Raw genomic sequence first — 18742 nt, forward strand, 5'->3', positions numbered from 1 at the left:
CTAGACCGACTCCGCCGGCGTCGCGTTGCCGCCTTCGCCCAAGAATGCGTCGTGCAGCGCCCGCATCGCAAGCTCTCCGTATTTCGCGTTGACCACGACCGAAATCTTGATCTCGGAGGTCGCGATCATCTCAATGTTGACCCGCTCGTCGGCGAGCACCCTGAACATCCGCGCCGCGACTCCGGCGTGCGTGCGCATCCCGAGCCCGACGATCGAAACCTTGGCCACCTGGTCTTCATGACGCACGCCGGCGGCGCCGATTTCGGCGGCCATCATGCGGCACAACTCCAGCGCGCCGCGCAGGTCGTCGCGCCCCACGGTGAAGGTGACGTCGGTGCGGCCGTCGGCGCTGGCGTTCTGGATAATCATATCCACCACGATTCCGGTTTCGGCGATGGGGCCGAAAATTCGCGCCGCGAGTCCCGGGCGGTCAGCCACGCCCGAGATCGTTATCTTGCTCTGGTTCTGGTCGAGCGTCACGCCCGAGACCATCACTTCTTCCATCGATTTGTCCTCCTGGCCAACCCAGGTGCCCTCGGCTTCGCTGAAACTGGAGCGCACCACCAGCGGCACGTTGTAGCGCCGCGCCAGTTCGACCGAGCGCAACTGCAGCACCTTCGCCCCCAGCCCGGCCATCTCCATCATTTCATCATAAGACACGCGCCCGAGCTTGCGGGCGTGCGGGCAGATGTTGGGGTCGGCGGTGAAAACGCCCTCGACGTCGGTGTAGATCTCGCACGCGTCCGCCTTGAGCGCCGCCGCAAGCGCCACCGCCGTCAGGTCCGACGCACCACGCCCGAGCGTGGTGATGTCGCCCTTGGCGTCGACACCCTGGTAGCCCGCGACGACGGCGATATTGCCGTCGGCGAGAGCCGCGGTCAGGCGGTCCGCCTCGACCGAGCGAATCCTGGCGTTGCCGTGGCGGGAGTCGGTCGCGAGTTTGAGTTGATGGGCGAGGAACGACACCGTCGGATGGCCGAGCGCCTGAAGCCGAATCGCAAGCAGCGCCGCCGAGACCTGCTCGCCGGTCGCCACCAGCACGTCGGTCTCGCGCGCATTGGGCGAATCGCTCAGCTGAGAAGCAAGCTTGAACAGCCGGTTCGTCTCGCCGGCCATCGCCGAGACCACGACCACCACCTGGTCGCCGTCCGCACGCGTGCGCGCGACGCGGTCCGCGACCGCTCTGATCCGCTCGATCGAGCCGACCGAAGTCCCACCGTATTTCTGTACAATCAGGGCCACGTCTTTGCCGCCGCGGGGTAGTTCGCGGCGTGACCGATCATTATGGCGGCATCGGGCGGTTCGAACCAGAGCCCCCCGTTCGATACTTTTTACGGATGGGGTTCAGGCAAACCGCGAGCGCAGGCGTTCCAACAACTGCGCGTAGCGGTCGGAGCCTGCGACGAACTCGATCCGGCGCGCGCTCGGGCCCACGTAGCTTATCCGTACCGAGAGAACTTCCAGCTCATCGGCCTCGCGCAACCGCTCGAACCACTCGACCGCGGCCACACCCGGCGTGAACAGGTATTCACGCAACCCGAGGTCGTCGAGGCCGGCCTCCTCGAGGCGATAGAGGTCGATATGATAGAGGGGGACGCGGCCGCGATGCTCCTGGATCATCGTGAAGGTGGGACTCAGGATGTCTCCTTCGCGGAGATTGAGCCCCGTTGCAAGCCCCTTGACGAAGCAGGTCTTGCCCGCGCCGAGATCGCCCATCAGTCCGAGCAGCTCTCCGCCCTCGAGCACCGACGCGAGCCGCCGGCCCCAGCTTTTAGTCTCATGTGCGGAGCGGGTTTCGATGACGAACGTCACGCTTCAAGCGTGCGCCAATGGGCGATGTCGTTCAAGCGCCGGACGCCGCAAGCGAAGCCAGCGCCGACGGCAGTTCGTCGGCAAGGTCGCCGGCCAGATAGCCGACCGGGCCAATCCTTGCGGCCAGCCGATCGGCGGCATAGCCGTGAAGGAAGGCGCCCAGGGCGAGCGCGTCGAGCGGCGCCAGCCGCTGCGCCAGGAGCGCACCGATCATCCCGGAGAGCACGTCGCCCATCCCCGCGGTCGCCATCCCGGGATTGCCGCTCGCGTTGACATAGACCTCGCCGCCCGAGCCCGCGATAACGGTGCGCGCCCCCTTAAGCAGGACTGCCGCACCGCTTAGATCGCTAAGGCGCCGCGCCGCGCCGATACGGTTGGCGTTGACCTCCCCCGTGGTCATCCCTAGGAGACGCGCGGCCTCGCCCGGATGAGGCGTCAGGACGACTGGACCGGCTGCGCGCCTGAGCGCACCCGCACCAATCAGCGCGACCGCGTTTAGGCCGTCGGCATCGATCAGCATCGGCCGGCGCGGCGCCGCGCCCTCTGCAATAAGCCACTCCATCAGCGCGCGCGTATCGTCGCTCTGGCCGATTCCCGGCCCGACTGCGAGCGCATCCTTGCCTTCGATAAGCTTCGCGAGAACGCGCGGCGCTTCCCGTCCGTCGAAATGTCCATCGCGGTCGGCGACCGGTTCGGTCATCAGCTCCGCCTGCCCCGCCGCTACGATCGCTCCGACGGTTTCCGGAATCGCGGCAGTCACCAGCCCCGCGCCCAGCCGGAGCGCGCCGCGACCGGCCAGGATCGCAGCGCCCGACTTGCCGCGGCCGCCCGCGACCACCATCACGTGGCCGAAGTTGCCCTTGTGCGAATTTTGCGGACGCCGCCGCAGATAAGGGCGCGCCTCGGCCGCGTCGAAAAACCTGCCGTGCGGCGCGATCTCGGCGATCGCGGCGGGCGCGAATCCGACCTCCGCGATCTCCAAGTCGCCGCACAACTCCGCGCCCGGGTACGAAACGTGGCCGAATTTCGCAAAACCGAAAGTGACCGTCAGCGCCGCGCGCACGGCCGCGCCCATCACCGCGCCGCTATCCGAGTCGACGCCCGAAGCGATATCGACCGCGAGCACCGGAGCGCCTGCATGATTCAGCGCTTCGATCGCGCGGCGCGGCAATCCGCGCACCTCGGCGTTAAGCCCGGTGCCGAAGATCGCATCGATGATCACGCCCGGCCGCGCATCCATCGCCGCATCGAGTTCGCCCTCGTCGCCAATTTCGACAACCCGCCCGCCGTGGCTGACGAACTCCGCATGCGCGCGGGCCGCGTCGCCTTTGAGCGCCGACGCGCTCGCGAGCAGGATCGCGCGCACCGGCACCTGCTCGCCCATCAGCGCACGCGCCGCGACCATCCCGTCGCCGCCGTTGTTGCCCCTGCCCGCGACCACCAGCACGCCCTGATGCACCGCGTGTCGCCATCGGCGTATTGCCGCAGCGGCGACCGCCTCACCCGCACGCGTCATCAGCGAGTACGGCGCGACGCCATATTTTTCCTGGCTAAGACGGTCGAGTTCGCGGCTCTCGGCAGCGTTGAGCAGCTTCACGCGCGAGCCTTCCTTCAGCGCCGCGGAGCGCTGACGCCTCGCGCGCGAGCCTGCGGCGCCGCGGCGCGTTCCGTATCGACCAGCGCCAGCATCTCGCTCACCGCACGGCTCATCCCGGCCGCAATCGCGCGCGCGACGATCGCGTGACCGATATGGAGCCACTGGATTCCCGCGATGGCGGCGATCGGGGCGACATTGCCGTAGTTGAGCCCGTGGCCGGCATTCGCTTTGAGTCCGGCGACGCGCGCGGCCTTCACCGCCGCACGAATCTTGTGCAACTCCGCCGCCGTCGCCTCGCTGGGTTTTACCCTGGCCGCCTTGAGCGCGCGCGGAGGGGCTACGCCGCTCAGGTAGCGCTCGGCGAGATCCTTATCGGCGAGGTTGGCGTAGGCACCGGTGTGAATTTCGACGAAGTCCGCGCCCAGCGCGGCCGCCGTCTCGATCTGACGCGGCTCCGGATCGATAAAGAGCGACACGCCGATGCCCGCTTGTTTGAAGTTTTCGATGATCGGGGCAAGGCGCGCCCTCATGGCGGCGGCGTCGAGGCCGCCCTCGGTGGTGATCTCCTCGCGCCGCTCGGGCACGAGGCAAACTTCGTGCGGGTGAATTTTCAGCGCGAGCTCGACCATCTCGTCCACCGGCGCCAGTTCCTGGTTAAGGCGGACGTGAACCTCCTGACGCAAACGCAGGAGGTCGTGATCCTGGATGTGACGGCGGTCCTCGCGGAGATGGAAAGTGATCGCGGCGGCTCCCGCCCGCTCAGCGGCGAGTGCGGCTTCAACCGGGTCGGGATAATCCGCGCGCCGCGCCTGGCGCAGCGTGGCGACGTGGTCGATATTGACGCCGAGCAGGGGCATCGTCAGGCTCGCGCGCGGCGCGCGTGTTTGCCGATCGCCGCGCCGATTTCGCGCGCGAGCGCGCCGATCTCGGCGTCGTCCTCGCCTTCGATCATGACGCGCGCGAGCATCTCGGTGCCCGAGTAGCGCACCAGCAGGCGGCCATTGGCGCCGAGGCGCTTTTCGACATCCGCGATCAGCCGCTGCACGTCGGGCATCTCGGCAAGCGGCACGCGCGCCGCCACCTCGATATTCTCCATCACCTGCGGCACGCGGCGCATCGCGCGCAGCTCGCTCAGCGGACGCCCCGTCTCGACCATCAAGGTCAATATCATCAGCGCGGTTATGATCCCGTCGCCGGTGGTCGAATGGTCCATGAAGATGACGTGGCCGGACTGCTCGCCGCCGAGGTTGTAGCCGCCCAGCCGCATCTCGCGCGCGACGGCCGGATCGCCCACCTCGGTGCGCACCAGCCGCGCCCCCTTGGTGCGCAGCGCAAGCTCAAGTCCGAGATTGCTCATCACGGTGGCGACCACCACGCCTCCGGCGAGCCGTCCCGCGCCGGCCATCCGGGTCCCGATCGTCGCCATCACGTCGTCGCCGTCGAAAGGCTCGCCGCGCTCGTCGATGAGCAGCACGCGGTCGGCGTCGCCGTCGAACGCGATACCGGCATGGGCGCCCTCGCGCAGCACCGCCTCGCGCAGTTTCTCCGGATGGAGCGCGCCGCAGCCGAGATTGATGTTCTTGCCGTCGGGATCGACGCCTAGGGCGACGACGTCGGCGCCCAACTCGGTCAGCGCGTCGGGCGCGACCTTGTAGGCCGCGCCGTTGGCGCAATCGACCACCACTTTGAGCCCGTCGAAGGTCATCGCGCGCGGCACGCAACCCTTCAGGAAGACGAGGTAGCGGCCGATCGCGTCGTCGATTCGGGCCGCCTTGCCGATGTCGCCGGCGCGCGCGCGAAGATGGGCTAGCGCGCCGTCGTCGAAGACCAGCTCCTCGATCCGCCGCTCGGTTTCGTCGTCAAGCTTGAATCCCTCGCGCGAAAAGAACTTGATGCCGTTGTCCTCGAAGGGATTGTGCGAGGCCGAGATCACCACGCCGGCGTCGGCGCGCATGCTGCGGGCGAGAAACGCGATTCCCGGGGTGGGGAGCGGCCCGACCAGCCATACGTCGGCGCCCATCGAGCAAATTCCCGAGGCCATCGCGGTCTCCAGCATGTATCCCGAAAGGCGCGTGTCCTTGCCGATCAGGACGCGATGATGGCGCGCCGGCTGAGTCTTGAGCACATGCGCCAGCGCCCGTCCCAGCTTGAGCGCGGTTTCGGAAGTGATCGGTTCGGCATTGGCGACGCCGCGCACGCCGTCGGTGCCGAAAAGCCTGTTAGCCATGACTACGTTTCATCCACTCCCGGCGCGCTTCTGCCGGTAGAATCGCACCCTGACGTTGTCCGGATTCACGCGCACCAGTTCTATTCCGTCCGGCAATTCTATCTGTACCGCTAGGTCGCGCACGCCCGGCTCCGCATCCTCCGCCGTCACGTAAACCGAGCCATGCAGGTCGAGACCGGAAAGCTGATTAATCGGCCCGCGCACGGTGATGGCGATCCGCCGCGGATCTACCTTGACCCGGTATGGAGTATCCCGCACCTCGACCTCGATACCGCGGAACTCGCGATCGGCGATGATCTCGCCTATCGCAACCCGCGCTTCGACCGCCTGCTGACCCACCACCGCCACCCGATCGCTGGGCGGCAGAAGGCTCACGGGCCGATCGATGTCAGCCTTGGCGCCGTTGACCTCGACCGGCGAGGTCTGGACGACGTCGGTGTGAAACACGAAGCGGCTCGGGCCGCGCACGGTGGCTGCGAGCGGATTGGCCTTGGCCGACACGACATGGTAACCGGCAGCCGGCTGGCCGTCGACTCTCACGTGGATCGGCACCTGGCGATCGGTTATGCGGTCGATGTCGAGCACGATCTGGCTCGGCGAGATGCGCGTGATGTCGGTCTGGCGCGGAACGTTGAACATCTCGGGACCAATCTTGAATACGGCTTGTCCGGCGGTCACGCCGCTCAAGTCGAGACGTAACAGCATCCGGTCGGGATTGAGCAGCGACAGCAGCGTCCGCGGACCGCGCACTTCGATCTGCACGAAGTCGGGACGCTGGTTGACGATCACGAGCCCGGCCGGCAATGCGCGATAGCTTATCGGCACGCGCATCGGGGCGAGCGCGCCGCGCTGCCCGGCGTTGACGAAGAACCACAGACCGACCGCGAGCAGGAGCGCGATCGCGCGCAGGCCCAGGTTGCGCCTTGCGCGCTGCAGCAGCAGCAACCTGAGCGGCGGTCTGACCTGGCGCGGCACGTCCGCGCCGACCGCGACCCTCATGAGCAGGCTCCGAAAGCGGTTCGGTTTCTCAGTACGCGCCATCGTCCGCCGCCCTAGACCATAGTGACCAGAACGCCGAGTAGCTCCTCGGGGCTGAGGCCGCGCTCGAGTTTGCCGTTACGTGCGAGCGAGATGGTCCCGTCCTGTTCGGAAACCACGATCACCGCGGCGTCGCTTTCTTCGGTCATGCCGATGGCGGCGCGATGGCGCGTGCCGAGCGCTAGGTTCACGTTGGGATTGGTCGAGAGCGGCAGCAGGCAGGCGCCCGCCAGCACGCTCTCGCCTTTGACGATTACCGCTCCGTCGTGCAGCGGCGATCCGCGCATGAAGATGGTCTCCAAAAGCTCGGGCGAGAGCCGCGCGTCCAGAATGCGCCCGGTCTCGACATAGTCGCTCAGTCCGACTTCCTGCTCGAGCACGATCAGCGCGCCGATCCGCCGGGCGGAGAGCCACGCGGCCGCGTTGACCAGTTCCTGCGCCACGCTGGCCACGGTGGCGCGGCCGAGGAAAGTCGGCGTGCCGACCCGGGTCAGCGCGCGGCGAATATCCGACTGAAAGATCACCACCAGGATCAGAAACAACGATCCGAGAAAGTTGTTCAGCAGCCAGTTGAGCGTGAACAATCCGAGCAACTGCGAGCCGACGAAGGCGCCCGCCACGATCAGCAGTCCGACCACCATCTGCATCGTGCGCGTGCCGCGAATGAGCAACGCGATGCGGTAAATCACATAGGCGACGATCAGGATGTCGAGCACATCCTGCCATCGCAGCCGCGGGATCAGGCCCAGGTATTGTTCCATCGCCGGGTTGGCCTAATTGCCGCCCGAGGATTTGATTGCCGCCGCCATCCTCACCGCCGCCACCGTCCGGGCAACGTCGTGTACGCGCACGATCGCAACGCCGCCGGCTATCGCGATCGCGCTAATCGCCGCCGTCGCCGATTCAAGCGCGGCCGAATCGGCCCCGGCCGCCGCACGCACGAAGCCCTTGCGCGACGCTCCTACCAATATGGGATAGCCCAGCGCGCAGAGCCGCGGCAAGGCGCCGAGCAGGGCGAGACTGTGCCGTGGCCGCTTGGCGAATCCAAGCCCGGGGTCGAGCACGATGCGCGAGGGCGTAACGCCGGCGCGGATTGCAAAGCGCGCGCGCGCCGCCAAAGCCGATTCGACCTCTCCGACCACGTCGCGATAGCGCGCGAACCTGATGTGATCCAGCGGTCCACCGCGCATATGCATCAGGACGACCGCGCATCTGCGTGCCGCAACCAGCGGCGCCATCGCCGGGTCGCCCGCAAGCGCGCTCACGTCGTTGACGATCGCCGCGCCGGCATCCAGCGCCGCGCGCGCGACCGCGGCCTTGCGCGTGTCGACGGAAATCGGCACGCGCAGCCGTCCGCCAAGGCGCTTCAGCACCGGCGCGATTCGGGCGATTTCGATTTCGGCCGGGACCTCGCGCGCTCCGCCGGGGCGAGTCGATTCGCCGCCGATATCGATAATCGCCGCGCCCGCCGCTTCCATTTCGAGCGCATGCTCGGCCGCGCGGCGCGGGTCGAGGTATCGGCCGCCGTCGGAAAACGAGTCAGGCGTGACGTTGAGCACGCCCATCACGGCTGGAAATCGGACGATCCGGCCGTCGTGAAGGCGAAGCGAGTGACGGCGGCGATGTGCTCTTACTTCCAAGCCTGAATTCTCCGGATTCCCGATCGAATTAGCCCGCCTATAGTTGGACGACGGATCTTCGATAAGGATACACCCGGTGCGGCTCGGACGGGACGGGGTTACACAGAACGGCAATCCGCGACGCCCTTAAACAGGGGGGCGCCGCACGGAAACCAACGCCTCGAGCGGAACGGAAACGCCTTACGCGAGAACCGGTTTGGGCGGGAGGCCCGGTATCGCCGGAGCTTCGTCACCGGCCGGCTTGGGCTTCTCCACGACAACGGGCTGGCCCGATTTCGGAGGCCCGGCCGAGGGCGCCGGCGAGTCAGCCGGGAAGGGGCGCCCTTCCTGGTAGGCCTTCACCATCTCGGCGACCTCGCTGCCGTCGAGCACTTCTTTCTCGAGCAGCCGCTCGGAGACCGCGTGCAGCAGCGGCAGATTTTCGGTCAGCAGTTTGCGCGCCCGCTGGAAAGCCGCATCCACCATGCGGCGCACCTCGCGGTCGATCTCGATCGCGGTGTGCTCGGAGTAGTCGCGATGATGCGCGATGTCGCGGCCGAGAAACACCTGCTCCTCGCGCCGCCCGAAGGTCATCGGCCCCAACTCCTCGCTCATGCCCCACTGACAGACCATCTTGCGCGCCAGCTCGGTCGCCTTTTCGATATCGTCGCCCGCGCCCGTGGTGGTCTGGCTGAACACCAGCTCTTCGGCCACCCTGCCCCCGAACATCGTCGCGAGCTGGGTCATCAGGTAGTCGCGCGAATAGGTGTAGCGATCGTCGAGCGGAAGCTGCTGCGTCACGCCGAGCGCCATTCCGCGCGGAATGATCGTGACCTTGTGCACCGGGTCGGCGCCGGGCTGCAGCATTGCGACCAGCGCATGGCCCGATTCATGGTAGGCGGTATTGCGCCGCTCCTGCAGCGACATCACCATCGAGCGCCGCTCGGCTCCCATCAGGACCTTGTCCTTGGCGAGCTCGAAATCGGTCATCTCGACCTTTTCCTTGTTGCGCCGCGCCGCCAACAGCGCCGCCTCGTTGACGAGGTTCTCGAGATCGGCGCCGGCGAAGCCGGGAGTGGAGCGCGCGACCTTGGTGATATCGACGTCGTCGGAGAGCGGGACCTTGCGCGTGTGGACCTTGAGGATGCCCTCGCGGCCCCTGAAATCGGGGCGCGGCACCACGACACGGCGGTCGAAGCGGCCCGGCCGCAAAAGCGCGGGGTCGAGAACGTCGGGCCGGTTGGTCGCAGCGACCAGGATTACGCCCTCGTTCGCCTCGAAGCCGTCCATCTCGACCAGCAACTGGTTGAGCGTCTGCTCGCGCTCGTCATGGCCGCCACCCAGGCCCGCGCCGCGATGGCGTCCGACGGCATCGATTTCATCGATGAAGATGATACAGGGCGCATGTTTCTTGCCCTGGACAAAGAGATCGCGCACGCGCGAAGCGCCAACGCCCACGAACATCTCGACGAAGTCGGATCCCGAGATGGAAAAGAACGGCACGCCCGCTTCGCCCGCGATCGCGCGCGCGAGCAGCGTCTTGCCCGTGCCCGGAGGACCGACCAGCAGCACGCCCTTGGGTATGCGTCCGCCAAGCCGCGTGAAGCGCTTGGGGTCCTTGAGGAACTGGATTATCTCCTCGAGCTCGTCCTTGGCTTCATCGATACCGGCGACATCGGCGAAAGTAACCTTATGGGTATTCTCGGTCAGTAGCTTGGCGCGGCTCTTCCCGAAGGACATCGCCTTGCCGCCGCCGATCTGCATCTGGCGCATGAAAAAGATCCACACCCCGACGAGCAGCAGCATCGGGAACCACTGCACCAGCAAGACCATCCACCAAGGGTCGCCCTCGGAGGGCTTTGCTTCGATGTCGATATTCTTCTTGGCGCGCAGCGTCTTGACCAGGTCAGGATCCGCGGGCGCGTAGGTTTTGTAGTGATCGCCGCCGACGATGAAGTGGATGGTGCTGCCCTGGATCGTTACCTTGGAGACCTTCCCGTCCTGGACGTCGTCGAGGAACTTGGAGAAGATTTCCTCGGGTTCTTTGACCTGCTGGCGGCTGAACATGTTGAACAGCAGCAGGAACATCAGTCCAAGGGCGAGCCAGAGCGCAATACTGCGGGAAAACTGGTTCATTCTCTTTTAAAGGGTACCACGCGGCTTCATTTGCAGGCAACGGATTATTAGCTGAACCGCAAACCGCCTTTCTTATGGATGCACTGCCTCTTCGAAGGCGCGTAAGCGCAGCACCGAGACGGTTTGCTCGCTGACCAGCGCGACCCGGCCGCGCACCATCCCAGGAAGCCACGCCACCTGCCCATCTAACGTAACCATCGGAAAGGTAAAGCGACGGGTGCGAGCCAGTTTACGGTCGACGAAAACGTCCTGGACCTTCCGTGAGCCCTCCATCCCAAGCGGAGCGACGCGGTCACCGTGTGCAAAGTTGCGCACGACGAGGCCTGAGGCGGCAAGGTCCGCGTCGAAGCAGGCCTCATCGAGACCGAGCGGCATCGGCGCTGCGTCGGCCGGCATCACCCGGGAATGAAAGACGAAACCCGACCACGGCACCCTGGTGATCCCGTTTAGCGCAAGAGCGACTGGAACTCCGGCAACGGCGGCGACGCGCCGGTCTCCGGCGTGGCGCTGCGGCTCGACTGCCAGCGCGGCGTAGCGGCGCTCGGCACGCCATCCGCCGGGGAGGTCGAGGGTCGCGCTGGGAGAATCGGCCAGGCAAAGCCGGCGAAGATCGTCGATATGGCGGCGGCTCAGGCGGCGGAGCTTCCAGATTCGCGCGGCGAGAAATTCCCGCAGAACCGCCGCGGCGAGTGCCGGAGGCAATCCGGCGAAGCCATTAAGGTCCAGAAGATCCAGCGGGCCGCCCAGGATGCGCTCGTGAAGACGCAGGCCAAGTTCCGTCCTTGCGGCGCTCGTGACGAAATCATCGAGGTCGCGCATCTCGGCCGCCAGCGCGGCGAGCCGGCGGCGCACCCCCGCAGCGTAGTCGCTCTCGAGCGCCGGCAGCAATTCGATTCGGATGCGGTTGCGCAGGAAACTCCGGTTTGCATTGCTGCTGTCGCTCACGTAGCGCGCGCCGATCGAATCGAGGTAGCGCAGGATTTCGCGCCGCCACACGCCGAGCATCGGCCGCATAATCGTCACGCCGGCCTCCCCAAGCTGCCGGGTCGCGGCCATCGCCGCAAGTCCGGCCGCGCCCGCGCCGCGCAGCATCCGAAGCATCACGGTCTCCGCCTGGTCGTCGGCGTGATGGGCGGTCGCGATACGCGAGGCGCCAATCCGCTCGGCGGCCGCGGCGAGAAACGTCCATCGGGCTTCGCGCGCCCGCTCCTCGAGGTTGGGCGCCGCCGGATCGAGATCGTTCGCTTGTTCAGCGATCAGCTCGACGCCAAGCGTCGAGCACAGATCGCGCACGAAGGCCTCGTCGCGGTCGGATTCCTCGCCACGCAAGCGATGGTTCAGATGGGCGGCGACCAGCCGATAACCGAAATGCGGCCCAAGCTCGCCAAGCGCGTAGAACAGCGCGACCGAGTCGGCACCGCCCGAGAGCGCAAGCAGGATCGAATCAGGAACCGATTGCCGAGCGGCTGCATCAGGCCGCCCTACGCGGCGCAATCCAGCCCTTTCGAGCGACCTGGCAATCTTGCCGACCAGGCCTGATTTTGCAGCGGAATTCATCTCGGACACGATGGGCCATCAAGACTACGACGGCATCCGCGCCGCCGCAATCGGAACGCCGAACGCCGCGCCTCCGGCGAAATGAAAGAGGAAGCCCTTTGGTGGATGATCGCGCGACGGCAGAGACTATTCTCTCATAAGGTCCGCGCGAGGGTCGGGTAGCGCGCGCCGTTTGCGCCGTTCGGCGAATTCCTGCATCAGCTTGCGCTCTTCATCGGTCATATCGGTCGGCGCCAGCACCTTGAGTTCGTAGAGAAGGTCGCCGGCCGCCTCCTTTCCGCGTGCCGGCAGGCCGCGTCCGCGAAGCCGCATCACGCGCCCGGTCTGGCTCGCGGGAGGAATTTTCAGCGAGAGCCGCCCGTCAAGCGTCGGCACGGTAATCTCCGTACCCAGCGCCGCTTCGTAGTCCCAAACCGGCAGCTCGCATCGTACGTCGCGCCCGTTCACGCTGAAAACGCGATCGGGCTTGAGCCGCACCGTGAGAAAGAGGTCGCCGTTGAGTTCGGGGCGCGGGCCCTTGCCGCCCTGCCCTTTGAGCCGCAGCCGGGTGCCGTCGACTACGCCGGCCGGTATCGTCACCTCGAGCGAGCGGCGGGCCGGAATCGTGCCGCGGCCTCCGCACACCGGGCAGGGCTCGGCGCCGCGGACGACGCGCTTGCCGCGGCGCTCCCCGCGCGCGACCAGGCCGGTGCCGCCGCAATTGGCGCATCCGTCCTCGGCGTTGAGCGTGATGCGCATTTTCGCGCCGTGCATCGTGTCGCGCAGCGGCACCTCGACCTGAGCATCGACGTCATGTCCGCGCGGCGGGGCCTCGGCGAACTCGTAGGCCGAAAAGCCGCGGGGCGCGCGGCCGCCGCGGGTGGAAAATCCTCCGCCGAGGCCGCCAAAAAACTGCTCGAAGAAATCGCTGAAGCCGCCGCCCCCCCCGCCGCCCGCAAAGCCGCCTGTACCGGGCTGGGCATTCCAGCCGTACCGCCGGCGCATCTCCTCCTCGGTGACGCCGCGCTCCCAGTCCGCGCCAAGCTCGTCGTACTTCTTGCGTTTCTCGGAATCGCTGAGGACCTGGTACGCCTCGTTAATCTCCTTGAAACGGGCCTCGGCCTCCTTGTTGTTGGGATTGACGTCGGGATGATACTTGCGGGCGAGCTTGCGGTAGGCCGATTTGATCTCGGCCTCCGGCGCGCCGCGTTCGACGCCAAGCGTTTTGTAGTAGTCGCGGTATTCCATTTAGCTAGGCGGCGCTTGTCTTCACCGGCAGCTCCTCATTGGCAGGGCAGGTCCTCACCGTCGGGCCCGCTCCATCCGAGGATGAACCATTGCGTAATTTGGGGCATCAATAAAAGATGCGCATGATAGTCCACCGCGGCAAGAGCACTCACGCCCCGATGCGCGAAGCGCCGGCCCCAGCGCCGCCGCCTCCGGCCTCTTCAAGCGCGCGCATCCGCGCCTCCATCGCGCGCAACTCGCGCTCGAGGGCCGCCTGGCGGCGCCAGATGAACAGCACGTAGCCGAAGATCACTGCGAAGATGATCGCATAAGCGGCGAACAGGTAATTCAGGTTCTCCATAGGCGGTTCCTGAGACGTTCCTAATCTTGCCTGGTTTTGGCTAGTCTTGCGCCGCAGCCTCGGCCATCGCCAGCGAACGCGCCAGCGCACCCAGGCGCGTGCGCATCCGCAGGGTGACGAAACGCAGGCAGAGAATCCAGATGAAGAGCGCGGTGAACGCGGCGAGCGAAACCAGCAGCGTCGCGACCATCCGCGGATCCTCGAGGCCGTGGCCGCCCTGGCGCGTGACCAGCACCGCAGGATGGATCGTGCGCCAAAGCCGCACCGAGACGATTACGATCGGCACGTCGACCGCGGCGACGATTCCCACCACCGCGCCGAAGCGCGCGCCCTGCGCCGAATCGCCCGCCATCGCGCGCAGCATCAGGTAGCCGCCATATAGCAGCCACAGGATAAGCGTGGTCGTCAGGCGCGAGTCCCACGTCCACCACGCGCCCCATATCGGCTTGGCCCAAATCGAACCGGTCGCGAGTACCAGCGTGCAAAAGACCATCCCCACTTCGGCCGCCGCATAGCCCAGGTCATCCCATACCTGCTGCCCGAGCCAGAGGTAAAAGATCCCCGCGATTGCGACCAGCGCGAAAGAGGCGAAGGCGTCCCACGCGCAGGGAACGTGAAAATAAAAGATGCGCTGGACGATCCCCTGGTCGGCCTCGGTCGGCACGTAAACGAACACCATGTAAAGCGCCGCGAGCACGAGCGCCAGTGTGACGAATCCCAATCCGAGTCTGACCGGCCGGCCGTTCATTCACTCCTCTCCCGCAACATATTCGAACAGCAGGTAGCCGGCGGCGACGAAGATCGCGTCAAACGCGGCCAACACTTTGATCCAGACCGCAAGCTCGTCCAGGGGCGAACCGCCCAGAGCGAGCGCACTCGCCTTGACTCCGGCGATCAGCGCCGGCACGAACATCGGCACCGCCAGCAGCGGCAGGATCAGTTCGCCGCCGCGCAGGCGCGAGGAAATCGCGGCGAGAAGCGTCGCGAGCGCGGCGAAGCCGAGCGCGCCGAGGAGCACCACCGGCGCCATCCGCATCACGCGCGCGTCGAAGTCGAGATTAAAGAACAGCACCATCAGCACGATCGACGCGGCCTCTGCCACGGCCATGAAGACGAAGGCCGCGGCGAGTTTCGCCGCATAGAGCACGGCGCGGTCGAGCGGGCTCATCAAAAGCGCGCGCAGGCAGCCGTTTTCGTTCTCGGCGCTGACCGCACGCGTCGCCCCGAGCATCCCCGAGAACACGAGCGCGACCCAGAGCGCGCCCGCCGCCGCTGCGGCCCCCTGTTCGCCGCCGCCGGGGTCGAACGCGAACACCAGCACGACCAGCACCAGCAGCGACAGCGCGCCGAGCGCGACTGTGCTCTGTCCGCCACGCACTTCGAGCAGCAAGTCCTTGCGGAGCACGGCGGCGAAGGAGTTCATGATGAGCGCGCGAATCCCCTCCGGCTCTTGTGTCAGGAAACCTGCCGCGCAAGCGGCGCGCGCGCCGCGCTTTGGCGCGCGGCGTCCGGCTCTGCGCGCACCAGCTTGCCGCGGGCAAGCGCCAGGACCGCGAAGCCCAGGGCCGCCAGCGGCTCGGCCGAATGAGCGCTCGCCAGCACCGCGCATCCGCGGCTCATCGCCTCGCGCACCAGCGCGGCGGCGAGCGCCGCGCCGTCGCCGTCGAGCGCCGCGAACGGCTCGTCGAGCATCAAAACGTCGGGCCGCGCGAGCATCGCGCGCGCGAGCGCAAGGCGCTGCTCCATGCCGCGCGAAAATCCGCGCACGCGCGCGTCGGCGGCGGCGCCGAGCGCGACGCGCTCGAGCCATAGCGCCGCCGTCTTCCGCGCGTCTTCGACGCCGTAGAGCGTCGCGTAGAATTCCAGGTTCTCTTGCGCGCTAAGGTTGGGATAGAGAAAGCTCTGATGGCTCAGCAGGCCCACGCGCCGGCGCAGCGCCGGCGCGAGCGTGCGCGCCGCCTCGCCGAAGAGCATCGCGTCGCCGAAGCTCGGCGCCGAAAGTCCGGCGAGCAACCGGATGAGCGTGGACTTTCCCGCCCCGTTCGCGCCGACCACCGCGAGGCCGCCGCCGGCTGCAACGCTCAGGTTCACCTCGCGCAGGACCGGCGCAGGACCGAAACTCTTGCCCAGTGCGCGCGCTTCGATAAGCGGCGCGGTCATCGCTCGGCCCGCGCAACGGAGCGCGCCGCGACGGAAAGCGGCGCGCCGCATTCGCTGCAGAAACTCCCTGCCGCAACCTCGACGCCGCACTGCGGGCAGAATCGAATACGCGCGGCGGCGGGGGGCGCCGCCGCGACGGTTTTGACCAACCGCGGACGCGCCGGAGCCGCATCGGGCGCGCGCAGACGCTCCAGCGCGGCGCTCGCGGCGAGCGCCCGCGCCATCAGGGCTTCACGCAACCCGGCGTAATCGGTCTCGGAGAGCTTGCCCATCTCGCGATCGAACTCCAGCTCGCGCAATCCCTGCATCGCGAGCCCTCGCTCATGCTCGAGCCGCTCGGCCTCGGCCGCATCGCGTCCGGCGCGCCGCGTCGCGAGCAATCCGCCACCGAGCGGCGCGGCGACGAACAGTGCCACGCTCGCGACGATCAGCACCGCGGCCAGGTAGAGCACAGCCTAGAGACGCTCCCGCAGCTCGCGTTCCAGGCGTTCGCGGAGCGCCGAAGCGGCTTTGCTCGACGGCTCGGAATCGCCTGCGCCGGAGCCGCCCGAGGATTGCCGCGATCCGGATTGCTGCGATTCGGGGGCCGCGGATGCTCTGCCGCGCCATCGTCCCATCATCAGAACCACCAGGCCCCCGCCCATCATCAGCGCGACGAAGGGCATCGTCCACGCGAGCAAGTTGAAGCCCTGAGTGGTCGGAGCGGAGAGAATTTTCTCGCCATACTGCTTGCGGAAGTAGCCGATTATCTCGGCCCGGCCCATCCCGTGCGCGAGCATCGTGTCGATCCGCTCGCGCATCGGCACGGAGAAGCTGCAGTTCGGATGATTGCAGTTGGCGACCGTCAGGCCGCATCCGCATTGGCAGGTAAGTCCCTCCGCGATCTCCTGGCGGGTCGCGGCGGCCGCGTGCGCCGGGCGTATCGGCGCCATCAGCGAAGCGATCAGGATTGCGGCGAGCACCGCGGCCATCGCTGGCGCCGAGAATTCCCGTCCCCTGGCATTCATCCGGTCAGTCGCCTCCCGGCGCGGGTTCGGCGGCAATCGCCTCATCCGCCCGCTCGAACGCAGCGGCCATCGCGGCGCGTTCGCGCACGTTGGGCCACATCACGACCACCGTGCCGATCGCCATCATCAGGCCGCCCGCCCAGAGCCAGAAAACCAGCGGCGTGAGGAACACCTCGAAGGTGGCAAGTCCGCTCTGATCGTCAACGCCAGCGAACACCACGTAGAGGTCGGCGAGCGGGGTCGAGCGAATCGCGACCCGCGTGGCAGGCTGCTGCGGGCGTTTGTAGAAGAGCCGCGCGGGCGTCATCGTGGCGATCTCGCGGCCGCCGCTTTGCACGTCGAGGCGCGCGCTCAGGTCCTCGAGATGAGCGTTCTCGACGCCCTTCATTCCGAGATAGGTAATCTGGTAAGCGCCGATAGTGAAGCTCTGTCCTCTGCGCACGCTGCGCTTGACCTCGGTCCTGAAGAATGATGAAGCGACGATTCCGATAAACGCGAAAATCACGCCCAGATGGATGATATAGCCGCCATAGCGGCGGTTGTTCTTGGCGACGAGATTGACCAGCGCGCGCGCCGGGGTTTCGTGCACCAGATGGCGCCGCGCGATCACGCCGCGGCGGAATTCGACCACCACCGTGCCGAGCGCGAACACGGCCAGCGAAAGCGCTGTCAGCACGTACCATTGGCGGAGCCCCATCGCGAAGACCGCGATGCCTGCGCCCACGCCCATCGTGACCGGCGCAAGGAAGGTCCTAAGCAGCGTCTGCGGCGACGTCCGCCGCCACGCGATCAGCGGTCCCACACCCATCAGAAATATCAGCCCAAGCGCGAGCGGCCCGTTGACCTTGTCGAAGAAGGGTGGCCCCACGGTTATCTTCACGCCGCGCACCGCCTCCGAGAGCACAGGAAAGACCGTGCCCCAGAAAACCGCGAACGCGATTCCCACCAGCATCAGGTTGTTGAACAGGAACGTGGCCTCGCGCGACAGATACGATTCGAACTCGGCCGGACTTTTCAAATCCCCGACGCGGCTCAGCAGCAGGGCTGTGTATGCTACGACGACCGCGATCAGGAACGTCAGAAAGTATGGACCCAGGCCCGATTGGGTGAACGAGTGAACCGACGAAATCACGCCGCTGCGGGTGAGAAACGTGCCGAACAGCGTCAGCATGAAGGCCATCCCGATGAGCGCGAGGTTCCACACCTTCAGCATGTCCTTGCGCTCCTGGATCATCACCGAGTGCAGGTACGCGGTCATCACGAGCCACGGCATGAAGGCAGCATTCTCGACCGGATCCCACGCCCAGTAACCGCCCCATCCCAGCACCTCGTAAGCCCAACGCGCGCCGAACAGATTGCCGAGCGTGAGGAAGAACCAGGAAAAGATCGCCCAGCGCCGCGTCGTGCGGATCCATCCGTCGTCGAGCCGGCGCGTGACGAGCGCGCCGCAGGCAAAGGCGAACGGCACCGCCGCGCTGACGTAACCGGTATAGAGCGACGGCGGATGAATCGCCATCCAGTAGTTCTGCAGGAGCGGGTTGAGGTCGGAGCCGTCGGGCGGCATGCTGGCGAGCAGGTCGAACGGGCGGGTGACGAAGTTCAGCATCCCGAGAAAGAAGATCGCGACTCCGGCCAGCACGATCAGCGCCCAGGGCGTAATCTCGGGATTGCGCCGGCGGTTCTGAAAGATTGCGATCGAGGTGAAGATCGAGAGCAGCCAGGTCCAGAAGAGCAGCGAGCCCTGCTGCCCGCCCCATAGCGCCGCGACCTTGTACTGGATCGGCAGGGTAACGCTGGAATATGAAGCGACGTACTCCAGCGAGAAATCGCTGGTCAGCAGGCCGGTCCACAACGCGCCCACCGCGACCGTCACCATCGCGCACATCGCCCATAGCGCGTGGCGCGCGCTCAGCAGCAGGTCAGGCGAGTTGCGGCGGATGCCGAGCAGGTTGGCCGCGATCGAATAGACCGCGACCATCAGCGCAAGCGCGAGAGCGAGCTGACCTATGAGCGGCATTGTAC

18 protein-coding genes are annotated in these 18742 nt (G+C 66.8%); all 18 read right to left on the reverse strand.

Annotation, left to right across the window (positions count from 1 at the left end):
* The 18 genes from VMI09_09450 to VMI09_09535 all read right to left on the reverse strand — a co-directional run bounded on the left by VMI09_09450 (position 1) and on the right by VMI09_09535 (position 18737).
* Complete coding sequence (locus VMI09_09450; protein HTQ24910.1) at positions 1 to 1242, reverse strand: aspartate kinase; 1242 nt, start codon at positions 1240 to 1242, stop codon at positions 1 to 3.
* Positions 1243 to 1344: 102 nt separating this feature from the next.
* The gene (gene tsaE / locus VMI09_09455; GenBank protein HTQ24911.1) at positions 1345 to 1812 is read right to left on the reverse strand and encodes a tRNA (adenosine(37)-N6)-threonylcarbamoyltransferase complex ATPase subunit type 1 TsaE; all 468 of its coding nucleotides are present in this window, start codon (positions 1810 to 1812) and stop codon (positions 1345 to 1347) included.
* A gap of 31 nt (positions 1813 to 1843) precedes the next feature.
* Positions 1844 to 3409 (reverse strand): NAD(P)H-hydrate dehydratase, encoded by a 1566-nt coding sequence (locus VMI09_09460; protein ID HTQ24912.1) that lies wholly within the window; start codon positions 3407 to 3409, stop codon positions 1844 to 1846.
* A gap of 14 nt (positions 3410 to 3423) precedes the next feature.
* Positions 3424 to 4266, reverse strand: a complete 843-nt coding sequence (locus VMI09_09465) for a pyridoxine 5'-phosphate synthase (GenBank protein ID HTQ24913.1) — start codon at positions 4264 to 4266, stop codon at positions 3424 to 3426.
* Between the two features lie 2 nt (positions 4267 to 4268).
* Positions 4269 to 5636, reverse strand: a complete 1368-nt coding sequence (glmM, locus tag VMI09_09470) for a phosphoglucosamine mutase (GenBank protein HTQ24914.1) — start codon at positions 5634 to 5636, stop codon at positions 4269 to 4271.
* A gap of 9 nt (positions 5637 to 5645) precedes the next feature.
* Positions 5646 to 6635, reverse strand: a complete 990-nt coding sequence (locus VMI09_09475) for a CdaR family protein (protein ID HTQ24915.1) — start codon at positions 6633 to 6635, stop codon at positions 5646 to 5648.
* Between the two features lie 53 nt (positions 6636 to 6688).
* Positions 6689 to 7435 carry a diadenylate cyclase CdaA gene (cdaA, locus tag VMI09_09480; protein ID HTQ24916.1) on the reverse strand — a complete coding sequence of 249 codons (747 nt, stop codon included), beginning with the start codon at positions 7433 to 7435 and terminating at the stop codon, positions 6689 to 6691.
* Positions 7436 to 7447: 12 nt separating this feature from the next.
* On the reverse strand, positions 7448 to 8314 hold the full coding sequence (gene folP, locus VMI09_09485; protein HTQ24917.1) for a dihydropteroate synthase: 867 nt from the start codon (positions 8312 to 8314) through the stop codon (positions 7448 to 7450).
* Positions 8315 to 8494: 180 nt separating this feature from the next.
* Entirely contained in the window at positions 8495 to 10429 is a 1935-nt protein-coding gene (ftsH, locus tag VMI09_09490) for an ATP-dependent zinc metalloprotease FtsH (GenBank protein ID HTQ24918.1), read from the reverse strand.
* A 72-nt stretch (positions 10430 to 10501) separates the two neighbouring features.
* The gene (gene tilS / locus VMI09_09495) at positions 10502 to 11986 is read right to left on the reverse strand and encodes a tRNA lysidine(34) synthetase TilS (protein ID HTQ24919.1); all 1485 of its coding nucleotides are present in this window, start codon (positions 11984 to 11986) and stop codon (positions 10502 to 10504) included.
* A 126-nt stretch (positions 11987 to 12112) separates the two neighbouring features.
* Entirely contained in the window at positions 12113 to 13213 is a 1101-nt protein-coding gene (locus tag VMI09_09500) for a DnaJ C-terminal domain-containing protein (protein ID HTQ24920.1), read from the reverse strand.
* Positions 13214 to 13361: 148 nt separating this feature from the next.
* Entirely contained in the window at positions 13362 to 13553 is a 192-nt protein-coding gene (locus tag VMI09_09505) for a CcmD family protein (GenBank protein HTQ24921.1), read from the reverse strand.
* Positions 13554 to 13593: 40 nt separating this feature from the next.
* On the reverse strand, positions 13594 to 14301 hold the full coding sequence (gene ccsA, locus VMI09_09510; protein ID HTQ24922.1) for a cytochrome c biogenesis protein CcsA: 708 nt from the start codon (positions 14299 to 14301) through the stop codon (positions 13594 to 13596).
* Positions 14302 to 14976 (reverse strand): heme exporter protein CcmB, encoded by a 675-nt coding sequence (locus VMI09_09515; GenBank protein HTQ24923.1) that lies wholly within the window; start codon positions 14974 to 14976, stop codon positions 14302 to 14304. It lies immediately after the preceding gene.
* A 32-nt stretch (positions 14977 to 15008) separates the two neighbouring features.
* Positions 15009 to 15713, reverse strand: a complete 705-nt coding sequence (gene ccmA / locus VMI09_09520) for a heme ABC exporter ATP-binding protein CcmA (GenBank protein ID HTQ24924.1) — start codon at positions 15711 to 15713, stop codon at positions 15009 to 15011.
* A complete protein-coding gene (locus VMI09_09525; GenBank protein ID HTQ24925.1) occupies positions 15710 to 16165 on the reverse strand; it encodes a zinc ribbon domain-containing protein in 456 nt (151 codons plus the stop codon). Before VMI09_09525 ends, ccmA begins: the two co-directional genes overlap by 4 nt.
* Positions 16166 to 16168: 3 nt before the next feature.
* Positions 16169 to 16720 carry a cytochrome c-type biogenesis protein CcmH gene (locus tag VMI09_09530; protein ID HTQ24926.1) on the reverse strand — a complete coding sequence of 184 codons (552 nt, stop codon included), beginning with the start codon at positions 16718 to 16720 and terminating at the stop codon, positions 16169 to 16171.
* A 4-nt stretch (positions 16721 to 16724) separates the two neighbouring features.
* Positions 16725 to 18737 (reverse strand): heme lyase CcmF/NrfE family subunit, encoded by a 2013-nt coding sequence (locus tag VMI09_09535; GenBank protein ID HTQ24927.1) that lies wholly within the window; start codon positions 18735 to 18737, stop codon positions 16725 to 16727.
* Positions 18738 to 18742: the final 5 nt, after the last annotated feature.

The sequence above is a fragment of the Candidatus Binataceae bacterium genome, assembly GCA_035500095.1.
GTDB lineage: Bacteria > Desulfobacterota > Binatia > Binatales > Binataceae > JAKAVN01.